This is a genomic window from Embleya sp. NPDC059213, from assembly GCF_042754445.1.
Taxonomy (GTDB): domain Bacteria; phylum Actinomycetota; class Actinomycetes; order Streptomycetales; family Streptomycetaceae; genus Embleya.
In genome coordinates, this window is the sequence record NZ_JBHZAV010000076.1 from 1 (window position 1) to 12,243 (window position 12,243).

The following is a 12,243-nucleotide window of genomic DNA, read 5'->3' on the forward strand; positions in this document are numbered from 1 at the left end:
CTCGGGCGTCTCCGGCAGTGAACGGTCCATCGAGACATGGCTGTTCAGTCCCCGGTCCCACTCCCGAAGCTCCCGGGGATCCGGCGAGCCGGCGACCGGACCCATGCCCTGACGGCCGAACAGGTCCCCATAGCTCCACCGATACACGACCTGATCGAGCGGATCGCGCTCGTCCGCTCCGGTCCCCGACGCCATCTCACACCCCCACGCGTTCGACCCCGGCCTGGTCGAGCATGTCGCACATCGCCAGGATCGACACGACGGGTTCGAGAACACGACGCGGCCGAATGCCGCCGGGGAAGCGGCCGTCCCGGTCGCGCGCCCCGGTGGCGGACACGAAATGCATCGTGCAGCGCCGGAATTCCTCGAACGGACTGAGCCAGGCGACCGCGTCGTGGGCGTAGAGGAACGAGTACACGTCGCGGCTCTCGGCGTCCATCCTGGCCGGGTCCACCCGGCCGGGCCTGGGCGGGTGCGAGCCCAGCCAGGCGTCCACCGGCGGCTCGAACCGGATCAGGTCGGACTTGGTCACCGCGACCGCGACCGGCTGGGCGAGCAGCTCGGCCTCCCTCGGCAGCCGGTCCATCACCGCGGCGAAGGTCCGGTCGCCCCGGTAGGCACCGAACGGGTCCTCGCCGTCGCCGGTCAGCCGGCGCAGCTCGGGCAGGTCGACCGCGACCACGGGGTCCACCACGAAGACGAACGCGTCGGCGGCGGCCAGGAACTGCATCTCCCGGCCGCCCCTGGCCAGGTCCTCGCCACTGACGTCGAAGAAGGCGATCGGCCGGGTCCGGCCCGCCGTGCGCAACAGCAGCGCGTCGGCGAACTCCACCAGGTTGCCCTGGTGGTTGACCGTGGTCGCGAGCATCGTCCCGCGCCGGAGCGGGTCGACCCGATTGCGCAGGTAGTCCAGGTGCTGCTCGGGATCCACCGGCAGATGCGTCACGCCGTACGGGCGCAGTCCGCCCGCGTCGATCTCGGCGATCATCGCGGCGAGCAGGTGCGTCTTGCCGGACAGACCGTCACCGATCAGTCCGATCACCAACGGTGGTTCGTGGATCAGGTAGTTGGTCGGCAGGTAGTGCTCGCGGTCCTCGTCTCCGGCGGGGTTGGGACAGCGCATGAAGGTCGCGCGCATCCGGTCGTAGCGCTTGACCGGGTCGGTGACGGTGCTCAGGTCCACCCGTTCGTAGCGCAGCCGGTCGTCGCGTTCGTAGAGGTCGTTCTCGTTCCACCGGATCAGGTCCAGGCAATAGGGGCAGCGCACCTCGGGTCGATTCGGGTCGATGGGGCCGGTCGCCGCGGCGGCGGCCGGTGGGGCGGCGGCGGGCGCCGTCCGGGGTGGCACCCGGGGCATCTCCCGAGTGCCCGCCTCCGGCGGCTCCGCCCGAACTCCGGTCGTCGCGCGCCTGGTCCGGGTCTCCTGGCGGACGCCGAGCGCGTCCAGCCGGCTGCGGATCTCCGCCACCCGGTTCGCCTCGGGCAGCGTGTGCACCTCGGTGGGGGTGTTGAGCAACCGATGGAAACCCGCCCACCCCTCGCCCACGTAGTGCTTCACCATCCGCCGGGCGAGTTCGCGATGCGTGTCGAACGGCTCGTCGCGTCCGGTCAGGTCGACCCGGACCCGGGTTCCGGGCCCGGCGGCGGGCGTCCGGGGCAGGGTGACGAATCGGGGCGCGCCCTTGGGATCGGGGGCGGTGTCGTCGATCTCGAAGGTGGAGAACGTCCACGGCCCCGGCAGCAGCGCGGTGAGCAGGTGTTGCAGGCCCCACAGCAGCGCCGTGCCGTCCTCGGCGGAGGCCGGCAGCAGGGCCACCCGGGCCCGGGGGCGGCGCAGCACCGCGGCGGTGAACACCTCCAGCGGGTCGCCGAGCCGGCGGGCCCGCTCGTGCAGACCGCCGGCGGCGAGTTCGAACGCCTCGGCCAGCCGCTCGTCGGCGAGCGGCCGGAGGCCGTAGCCGGCCGGGACCCGGTCGGGATCGAGCGCGCCCGGCGCCGACGCGTCCAGCGAGCCCCACGCGATGGCGTCGAACGGCGCGATGCTGTCCCGGGGACCGACCAGGACGTGCGCGGAGTTGTTCAGGCGTTGCCGGCGCGCGTCGGCGGTGAACGCGCGGCGCACCAGCGCCACGCCCAGCGGGGTGTCGAGCAGACACACGCTGGAGGCCGGGCAGGCCGGGTCGCCGTAGTCCATCGTGACCGCTTCGGCCAGCCGGGTGCGGCTGTGCCAGCCGAAGAGCTCGTCGCGGCCCAGGGAGGTGGCCACCGGGACGATGCCGCGCCGCCCGACCAGCCCGTCGGGGTCCCAGCGGTACACGATCTGATGCAACATCAGCCGACCTCACCTGCCGTCGCGTTCAACTCGGTTGGTTCTTTCCGAAGAGCCGGAACCGGCCCGGCCTCGGCTCGGGCACCGGTGGATTCGCCGGTTTCGGCGGGATGCCGCCCGGTGGCGGGAGGTGGACGGTCGGCGGGGTCTCGGGGCCGGTGCCCGACGGCGGCGGTTGGCCCTGGACCGGCATCCTTCGGCGTTTGCGCTGCAGGGCCGCCTCGTAGCCGCGGCGCCCCTCGGCGAGCGGGTCGTACTGGGCGTGGCCCTGTACGTACGGGTCCGGTTCGGCGAGCCGACGCAGCAGTTCCGCCGCGCCCGGCCGGCGCTGCGGGTCCACCTCGAACACGCCCTGGAACAGGTCGTACAGCAGACCCTGGCTCTCCACCCCGGCCGGGACCATGCCCTGTCGGACCGGGCGGCCGATGGTGACGTGATAGGCGACCTGGGCGGCCGACCACAGATCGTCGCGCGGGTCGGCCGGGCCGGGGCCGCGCAGTGGGCCCGGCGCGGCCCACAGTGCGGTGCCCAGGCTGCTGCGCGGCTCGCCCGCGAGTGCGGCGTGGTCGAAGTCGGCGACGTACAACCGGCGCTGCTCGCGTTGCCAGCGCACGCTGGTGGGGGTCAGGTCGCCGTGTACGACGCCGGCCGTCTCCAGGTGCCGGACGGTGCGAAAGAGCGCCCGTCGGAAGGCGTCCTGTTCCTCGGTCAGCAGCTTGCCCACCACGTCCTCGGCGGGCGGGCAGGGCACCGACTCGAGCAGCAGGAACGGCTCGACGCCGTCGAAGTCGTGCCCGGCGATGCGGGCCAGTTCACGCGGGTGATCGTGCGGCCCGAAGGTGCGCGCGAGCCGCAGCAGCACCCGGATCTCGGTCTCCAGGCCGGCCTCGGCACCGGCCCGGCGACGTGCGTCCAGCGCACCGAGGCGCTTTTGCACGAACGTGCTGCCGTCCTCCAGGTCCCGCACGTCGCGGACGCGGAAGAGTCGGCCGGGCACGGGCGGGTGGTCCGGGCCGAACTCGACGCGGCGTTCCACCGACCGGCCCTCGGGGTCGGTGTAGCCGAGCTTTTCCTCCCCGGCCTCGCCCGGCCGCCCGGCGGCCGGGCTCACGAGGCCCATCCGTCGTCGCGCCGGGCACTCGATCCGCCCGCGTGGTCCGGGCCGCCGCTCGGCCCACCGTCGACGCTCTCCTCCCACATCCGCGCGTCGTCCACCGAACCCGGCAGCAGCGGCAGCAGGCGCAACACGCCGGCCATCCGACCACCGCCGGTCCACACCAGCTCGTGGTCCACGAGTTGGCCGTCGCCGCGCTCACGCAGGGCCTCGCGAACGGCCGGCCGGACCCCGCGCGGCGCGAAGCGCACACTGCGAATGTGCGTGGGGACGTGGTCGAGCAGCATCAACTGGTCGGTGGCGCACAGTTGCAGCATGGACCGGTCCGCGGGCTGGGCGAGCAGCCCGGCGATCCGGTCCGCGTCGCCGCCGGCCGCGTTCGCGACGTGCGGGCGGTCCTGGGTACGGCGCGCGAACGGCGGCGCGGCCTGGATCCCGTGGTGCGCCAGGTGGTCGGCGTACGAGCGCAACACGCGCCGCAGTTCGGCCTCCGTGCCCTGCCGGGACGCCTCCGCCGGGTCCCCTTCGAGCAGCGCCCACATCGGTTCGAACGCCGCGTGCAGCCCGTCCACCAGGTCGCCGAGCACGACGTCGTACAGACTCGGGCCCGCGCTCGGCGGCGGCGTCGAGGGCGGCGCGGGGCGACCGGGGGTCGGCGGGCCGCCGATGCCGTACCCGGTCGTGGTCGGTTCGGGACCGGCCGCCTCGGTGCCGAGTTGCCGCTCGACCGCGGTCGCGTCCTCGGCGAGCACCTTGGCGCTCTCCTCCAGCAGCGCGGCCAGCACGATCGCCCGGTCCACCGCCTCGCGGCGCGGACCCGCCAGCGCCCAGTCGTTCCACATCGTGCGCACCAGCAGCGCGTGCAGTGCGTGCAGCGCCCCGCCGGCCGCACCGAGCGCCAACATCCGCTCCCAGCGCCGCACCCGCTGGGTCCAGTCCAGACCGGGCAGCACCACGAGCACGGCGAGGCCGAGCACGAGGGCGAGCGGACCGACGCCGGTCGGCGGCTCCCAGGCACGCCCGGCGAGCACCCCGCCGACCGCGCCGACCAGCGCGATCAGGCCGGCCGGCACGATCATCGCCAACGCCTCGGCGGGCAGCATGGCGTGGCCCGGCCGGTCGGGGCGGCGCAGCGCGATCAGCGTCGACCCGAACACCACGAGCAGCACCGCGAGCGCGGCGCCGACCACCGCGAAGGCGGGCCACAGCGCGGTCAGGAACGCACCGACCAGCAGCCCGCCGGCGACCCCGACGTGGGCCGAGCCGAGCGGGAAGGCGGGCGGGCGGGTGTAGTGCGCGAGGAAGGCGTCCGAGCAGATCCGGTCCACCTCGAAGGCTCGGGAGGCACCCGCGCCGGGGCTGATCCGGTCGGCCAACTCGCGCAGCCGCTCGGCCAGTCCGCGCAGCCCCTCGGGTCGGTCGAAGGCGGCGGCGGTGCGCTCGCGCAGCGCGCCGGCCACCGAGGTCACGCTCAGCCCGGCGGGCTCGGGGAGCAGCACGCCGACCTGGTCCAGCCAGGCTCGTCCGTCCGCGTCGAAGCCGGCCGCGCCCCGGCCCACGGTCTGCCGGACCAGGTCCCGATATTCGCCCAGCGCGGTCGCGGACTCGACGACCCCGTCGTGGATCGAGCGCCCGTCGCGACCGGCCGTGCCGTACAGCGCGAGCGGTCCGGCCAGCGCGGCCAGGCGCCGCTGCGCGTGCCCGAAACCCTGGTCGGCGTGCGCCCACCGGGCGCCGAGCGGGCTGTCGGCGCGCACACATTCGCGGATGCCGCCGCCGGCCGCGGCGAGCCCGGCGCCCTGGTTGTCGGCGAGGGCCGCGAGCGGCTCGGGCCAGGGCTCGTCCACCCCGCCCTCGGTGCCGACCAGCCGCTGTGTCGCGCGGATCCGAGCCCGCTGTACCGCGTCGTCGCGGATCCGGTGCACGAACGCGTTCAGTCCCGGCGCCGCGATCGAGCGGGGCATCTCGGTCACCCCGGCGAGCACCTGATCGAACACCTCGGGCTCGGTGAGCACGTCCACCAGCGGCGCGAGCGCGTCCGCGTCGTCCGGGCGCAGCGTGGTCCCGGGCGCCCGGCCCGGGGCCCAATCGGTGCCCCGGACGTCGCCGACCCACAACGTGGCCGCGTCGGTGCCCACGAGTTGGCCCGGGCGGCGCAGCACGATCGAGCCGTCCACGGGCGAGCCCACCGCGACGCACACGACCCGGATGTAGTCGCTGCCGAAGATGCGTTCGTAGGCCCGCCGGTGGGCGACCAGTTCGTCCACGGAGTCGAGCACGAGCACCCGGTCGGCGGCCACGTTCAGGGTGCCGGCGGGCACCCGGGTACGCGCGTACGCGGTCTGGACGTCGGCGAACCGCCGGGCCGCCATCACCGCTTCGTACTCGGTGCGCAGGTCGACCACGACCACCAACGGGTGTGGTGCGCCCGCGTCGACGGAGTGGGTCACCAGCCACCCCCGGGCAGTTCGCGCTCGTCGTGCTCGTCCGGCAGCGGCCGCGTGCGGTCCAGGCCGTCCAGCCGCACCGTGCGGTCCTCGGGGTCGCGGTCCTCGCGCCCGGCCCGCTCGCGCGGGTCGAACGGGCTGCGGGCGTCCCGGGCCCGGTAGGGATCGTGCGGATCGCCCGCGCCCCGCGCGTCCAGCGGCCCCCGGGTCTCGCGCGACTCCCCCGGGTCGTACGGGTCGTAGGGGTCGTACGGCTCCCGCCGGGACCTCCGCTCGGCGGCCGGCGGCCGATCCGGGCGGTCCGACCGATCCGGGCCGTCCCGCTCGTCCCGGTCGCGGTCGCGCTGCCCGGGCTTGTCCAGGTTCGGCCGGCGCACGTCGCCGGTCTCGGGCAACTCGCGCGGGTCGCGCGCCTCGCGCCACTCCTGCGGGTCACGCGGCGGTCGATCCCGCCATTCGCGCGGACCGCCCGGGTCGTCCCGATCATCGCGATCGTCGCGAACCGGCCGCGGGTCCCGTCGCCCGGTCCACTCGTCCCGATCGTCGCGCTCGTCGCGCACCCGCTCGGCCGACCGCCGCTCCCGGCCGGTGCCGCGCTCGTCCCGGTCCCGGTCCCGCCGATCGGACCCGTCGCCGCGCCCACCGAACCCGTCGCCGACGCCCGCCGCCGGGTCGTCGTACTCCAGCTCGCGCAGCGAGTCCCGGGTGCTGCTCTGGTGCGGGAAGGACAGGTCGAGCGCGGCGGGCAGGGTGACCTCCCACAACCGCAGCAGCTCCTCCGCCCAGCCCCGACTGCGCTCCGGCAGCCGATCGCGCAGCTCCTTGAGCACCTTGATCTGTCGCGGTGCGACCTCGTGCACGAAGTGCCGGTACAGCGGCGCGGGTTCACTCACCCGCGAGCCCAGGCCCTCGGGATAGGTGAGCATCAGTTGCTTGGCGAACTCCCGGCGCACCGAGGCGTCGTCGGTCAGCGTCCACTCCTCGTATGCACGCAGCAGGCTGCCCCACGAGGAGGCCCGGTCGAACGGGCGCAGCGGCAGCTTCATCACGGTCGGCCCGTGCGGCAGCCGGATGTCGATCACCTCGGGCGAGGACCGGTCCCCGCGCGCGACCTCGACCTGCCCGTTCCACATCGCGCACAACAACCGGTGCAGGATGTACGCCCGGTGCCCCTCGGTCGTGGCCAGCCAGTCGTAGGTGAAGCCCAACCGCTGACGCCACTTGAGGAAGTCGACCGGATCCTGCCGGTCCAGCGAGCGCGACCACTGGGCGAGCACCTGGCGCACCTCGGGCACCTCGGTCAGGCTCATCGCGCTGCGGAAGAGCACCACCACGATCGACTCCTGCTCGACCGCGCGGAACTCGATCTTGCGGGACGGCTCGTTGGGGATGTTCAGCATGCGTTCCAGGTACTGCCGCACCTCCATGTCGTGCGAGGTGCCCGGGTGGGCGATCAGCACCTTGAGTTCGCCGCTGCCCTCGGGCGAGAAGCCGTTGGGCAACATGCCCGCGAGCTTTTGCACGAACTGTTCGAGGTCCTCCTCGCCCACCGCGGCGCCGCGCCGGGTGGCCGCCCGGGTGAGCAGGTCGCGCACCGGCGGCAACAGCGGCTGCGCGTTGAGCTCGCCGGCCTGCACGAACAGGGTCTTGACCAGTTGCTTGATCTGGTCGCGCACGTAGGTGACGGCGAGCTGGCCGCCCTCGCGCTCCTCGCCCAGTTCGTAGGCGCGCTGCCAGATGCCCGCGCCGAGCAGCTTGCCGACGATCTGCGCGGCGCCGGCCGTCTCGGGCAGCCGCTCGCGGTCCACGAAGCGGCGCAACACCTGGCGGTAGAACGACTCCAGGTTGCCCTGCGGCGGCAGCAGGTAGGAGACCCCCGAGCGCTGCCGGTACAGCTCGCGGGTGGCCCGGCCGAAGTTCGCCTCCTCCTGGTCGCGGTGGTCGTTGAACGCCTGTCCCAGGCCGTCCACCACCTGCCGCAGGTAGATCATCTTGCGGTCCCACACCTCGGCCTGACCGCCCCACTGGGCATGCCAGTTGCGCCGCGAGCGCCACTCGAACCACTGCTGCTGCGCACCCAGTGCGCGCTGCACCTCGGGGTCGCCCCACTTGGCCTTGACCACGCCGCCCGCGCGGTCCTTGATCGCCGGTATGTGCGGCGCGTTCACGGTGATGCCGGGGGGCGGGGTCGGTTCGGTGCTGCAGTGCGCGAGCAGTCCGGCCGCCCCGGGCCGATCCGAGTCGCTGTACAAGCGTCGATCGCCGAAGAGCACCCGGCGGGCCCGGAACAGGTCGCCGTCGGCGAGCAGTTGCCGAATCCCGCGGGCGTGGTTGAAGTCCTCGGCCAACTGTGCGGTGTGCGAGCGCAGTTGGGCCTCCTGCTGACGCAGGGCCTGCTCCATCGCCCGGGTCCGCGCGTTGAGCGCCTGCATGATGCCCGCGGCGCCCTTGGCCGGCGCCGGGTCGGCGACGTGCGGCGGTGCGCACAACCACAGTTCGCCCAGGCCGGACACCGACATGAAGGACTTGATCTGCTCCAGGTTGGCCTCGGCCGATACCCGCACGTCCGAGGTCAGGTCGCGCACGGCCTGGGCGAGCAGTCGCCCCGCGACGATGTCGGCGAGTTCGTCCACCGGTACGGCCATCGAGGCGACCAGGCTGGTGGACACCCCACAGGCGCCGATCCCGCTGGGCGCCGGGATCTCGCGGCGGACCCCCTCGTTGATGAAGCTGTCCGCGAACGACTGGTACAGGTCGCCCTGGATGACCGCGTTCTCCAACTCGGGTCCGCCCGAGTTGAGTCCGGTGCCGATCAGCGACATCACCAGGGACACCACCGAGCGGTGCAGGTCCTCGCGCTCGATCCCGCTGGTGCGACTGAACAGGAAGCCGGTCTGGACGGTGCCCGCCTTGAGCCGGGTGGACTCCAGCCCGGGGTAGCGCACCGCCAGGTTGCCCGCCGGCGCGCCGAGCCCGGTGTCGAGTTCCTCCTGCGCGTACTGCCCGTTCTGGTCGTCGACCAGTTGGAACAGGTCGAGCAGCGCCCGTCCGGCGTTGAGCACCGCGGGTCGCCCGCCGCCGCGTTCGTCGTCGAACGCGGACGGCATCAGCACCAGCGGATAGATCTTGATCCCGTCGTAGCCCTGCGAGAACGCCTCGCCGATCAGGTGCAGGTAGTCGTAGAAGATCCCGCAACCGGTGCCGCCGGCGACCGAGAAGGCGACGAACACGTCGCACGTGTTGCGGTTGTTCTGGCTGCCGCTGAGCGCCATCAGGTGGTCGTTGCCGTTGCTGATCAGGCCGACCGCACGACGCAACGGGTCCATCGCGGGCGCGAGTCCGTGCCGGAAGGTCTCGAACAGGGCCGCGCGGCCGACGGTGGGCAACTGCCCCGCGCCGCGCCGCAGCGGCGTCACCCGCGGCTCGCCCTCGCGGGCGGGCAACCACGGGATGGTCTCCTCCGCCGCGTTGATCCGCAGCGAACGGGCCACTTCCGGATAGGTGTTCAGCGGCGGTACGAGCTGGGTGGTCAGGTGCGCGTTGCGGTCCGCGGCGGCCCGGTGCGCGGGCGGCGCGGCGCGCAGTCGCTGGCGCTGCAACTCGTTCTCGTTGAGGTCGGCGTAGACGAACTGGATGCAGTTGGGCAGTTGGTACGGGGCCAGTTGGCCACCGAGCCGCTGCATCAGGCCGGTGCCGTCGGCACCGCACAGCTCCTCACGCAGCCGGCGTTCGAGTTCGGCTCCGATCAGACATCCGGTACCGCCCAGACCCACGAACAGCATGGACTGGTGGATGGACATGCCCCTGCGGCCTTGCGCTGCCACGGGCCCTCCTCGAAAAGTGCGTGACGTGCGAGTTCAGGTGCCGGGGACCCCGGTTCGCGCTCAGCGCGGGGGTCCGTAGCCGAACGTGGTGTCGTCGGGGCCCGCACCGGGCGCGGGATCCGCGGCGGGTCCCGTGCCGTACGGGCCGTACGGGTTGTACGGCCGATCGGATCCGTAGGCGTTCTCGCCGTACGGTCGCGGCGACCCGGTCGGGGCCGCGCCGTACGAGCCGTAGGGATCACCCGAACCGGGACTCGCGTCGGCGGGCGGCCCGTGCTGGACCCGATCGTCGGTGAAGCCGAGCGCGAGCCCGGGCTCGACCTCGGTGGGCCGGCCCGCTTCCAGGTGCAGGTGTGCGCCGAGCGGAGTCTCCACGTCCAGAGTGCCGGTCGCCGCGGTTCGCCGCACGATCCACGCGGTTCCGGGTTCGTGCATGTACAGCGGAATCAACTGCGGCGGGAAGCCGGTGGTGTCCAGCCGGAACCACATCGCCTCGGCCCGCTCGTTCAGCGGCCGGGTCTCCACGCCGATCGGCTGCCCGTCGCGGTACAGCCGCAGCGCGATCGGTCCGATCCGACGTGCCCGCCCGCGCCGCTTGGCGAGGAAGCCGAACAACGCGAGCAGCAGTGCGAGCAGCACGACGCCCCCGATCACCAGCCACAGGTACTCGTCCCAAAAGCCCGGCGGCGGTTCGACGGTGATGGTGCGGGTGGTCTCGAAGAGCACCCGGTCGCCGTCGGTGGTGTCCAGCACCCGGACCCGGCCGGTGTGGTCGCCCTTGGCGATGTTCTTGCCGAAGGCGAGTTCGAAGCCGAAGTTGTCGGCGCCGGTGGTCACCTTCTGCTCGGCCCCGGTGATCCGCAGCCCGGTGTCGGCCGGGAAGTCGGCGATCACCCGCAGGTTGTGCGGCTTGTTGTCGTTGACCTTCCAGGAGACGGTGCCGGCCACGCTGCCGCCGGGTTCGATCGTGTTGTCGCCCCACTTGATCTCGGCCGAGACCGCGGCCGGTCCCCCGCCGAGGGTGACCGTCTTGACCTCCCGGGTGCCGGCCACGCCCGGCGCGGTGATGGTGCCGGTGAAGCTGACCGGGCCGGTGATGCCGCCCGGGATCCGGTAGTCGCTGAAGAACTCGCCCTTGTCGCCGGGGCGAAGCGGGATGTCCGCCTTGAGTCCGGGTCCCTCGACGTGGCCGGACACGGTGACGCCCTTGAGCGCGGCCGGATCGGTCAGGTTCTTCTCCCGGGTCTGGAGGAAGACGCTGAACTTGACCGACTCGTCGGCGCTGGGCTGCGGCGGGTTGAGCTGGACGTAGGACTTGACCACGCCCTGCCACAGCGCCGCCGCGCTGACCGGCCCAAAGACCCCGGGGCGGGCCTTGAGGTGGATCCGCCACTTGCCCGCGACGGGATCGGTGATCCGCAATGTCTCGGTGCGCGAGCCCTGCCCGCGCCGCTCGGTGCCCGGCGCGTTGTCGGCCTGCTTGCCGTCCGGATCGAAGAACGTGGTCTCGATCTCGCCGGCGGCCTTCTGCACCTGGATGACCACGTCGGTGGCGATCGCCGGGATCGTCACGTTCAGGTCGGCCTCGCCGTTCACCTCGGTCGAGTCGGTCTGGGTGACCCCGGCGCAGCGCGCGGTCGCGAACGCCTTCTGCAGGGTCTGCACGACCTCGCCGGAATCCTTGACCGTTATCGCCGCGGGCTTGTCCGCGGGCCGCTCCGAGCACGTCGACGGCGCGCCGCCGGCCGCCATCCGGGCCAGTTGCGCGGCGTCGATCCCGCTGCCGAAGCCCAGTGGCCAGATCTGTACGCCGGCCGCCTTCGCCTGGGCCAGCGCGGCGGTCAGGCCCTTGTCCAACTCGCCCGGGATCCGGGCGGGGTCGTTGCCGTAGCCTTCGCCGGGCCCGACCGACATCGCGCCGTCGGTCAGCACGAACAGCACCTTGGCCTGCCCTGCGGGTGCCCCGGCCAGCATGTTCACGCCCTGGCGCAGTGCGGCCGGGATGTCGGTGTTGTTGCCCTCCTGGTCGGTGCGCGCGTGCAGCTTCTCGGCACACTTGGCCGCCGCCGGGTCGGACACCACGGTCAGTGCGCAGACCACGTCCACCGGCGGGTTCGCGCCGGCGCCGCTGCCGAAGCCGATCACGCCCACTCGCGAGTCGGGTGAGAGTTCGCCGATCGCGGCGAGCGTCGCGGCGTCCTTCTCCCGGTCCAGGTCGGGGCCTTTGAGACTGCCGGACTCGTCGACCAGGACCGCGTACGAGATCGGCTCGACCTTCAGGCTCGGATCGCCCACCGCGGGGTCCGCCGCCCGGGCCGCGCCGGGTGTCAGCGCCACCACGAGCGCGCCGAACAGAACTGCGGTGGCCAACCGCCGTGGACGCCGTGTGGAGGGCGCCGGCCGTGGCGCTCCCCGGCGGACAGGCAGCACCAAAGTGGCGTCCCCCCTGCTGTCGGCCCCGCGTGCGCGAGGCACACCTCGGGTATTCGGCAACGTTCTAGCAGCACATGGGGGGTTGCGGGCACCGAT

6 protein-coding genes are annotated in these 12,243 nt (G+C 73.2%); all 6 read right to left on the bottom strand.

All coding sequences use genetic code 11. The annotated features are described in order from the left end of the window. Nucleotides 1-195, bottom strand: a 195-nt coding sequence (locus ACFXMF_RS26130; protein WP_380020804.1) for a hypothetical protein, incomplete at its 3' end; no start/stop codon positions are given. A 1-nt stretch (nucleotide 196) separates the two neighbouring features. Continuing rightward, nucleotides 197-2,332 carry a hypothetical protein gene (locus ACFXMF_RS26135; protein ID WP_360318683.1) on the bottom strand — a complete coding sequence of 712 codons (2,136 nt, stop codon included), beginning with the start codon at nucleotides 2,330-2,332 and terminating at the stop codon, nucleotides 197-199. Nucleotides 2,333-2,357: 25 nt separating this feature from the next. Beyond that, nucleotides 2,358-3,440, bottom strand: a complete 1,083-nt coding sequence (locus ACFXMF_RS26140; protein WP_360318685.1) for a hypothetical protein — start codon at nucleotides 3,438-3,440, stop codon at nucleotides 2,358-2,360. Next, a complete protein-coding gene (locus ACFXMF_RS26145) occupies nucleotides 3,437-5,893 on the bottom strand; it encodes a hypothetical protein (protein WP_360318687.1) in 2,457 nt (818 codons plus the stop codon). The genes ACFXMF_RS26140 and ACFXMF_RS26145 overlap by 4 nt, the downstream gene beginning before the upstream one ends. Continuing rightward, nucleotides 5,890-9,714, bottom strand: a complete 3,825-nt coding sequence (locus ACFXMF_RS26150; protein ID WP_379989252.1) for a tubulin-like doman-containing protein — start codon at nucleotides 9,712-9,714, stop codon at nucleotides 5,890-5,892. The genes ACFXMF_RS26145 and ACFXMF_RS26150 overlap by 4 nt, the downstream gene beginning before the upstream one ends. Before the next feature lie 60 nt (nucleotides 9,715-9,774). Further along, entirely contained in the window at nucleotides 9,775-12,084 is a 2,310-nt protein-coding gene (locus ACFXMF_RS26155; protein WP_379989251.1) for a vWA domain-containing protein, read from the bottom strand. Between the last annotated feature and the right edge of the window lie 159 nt (nucleotides 12,085-12,243).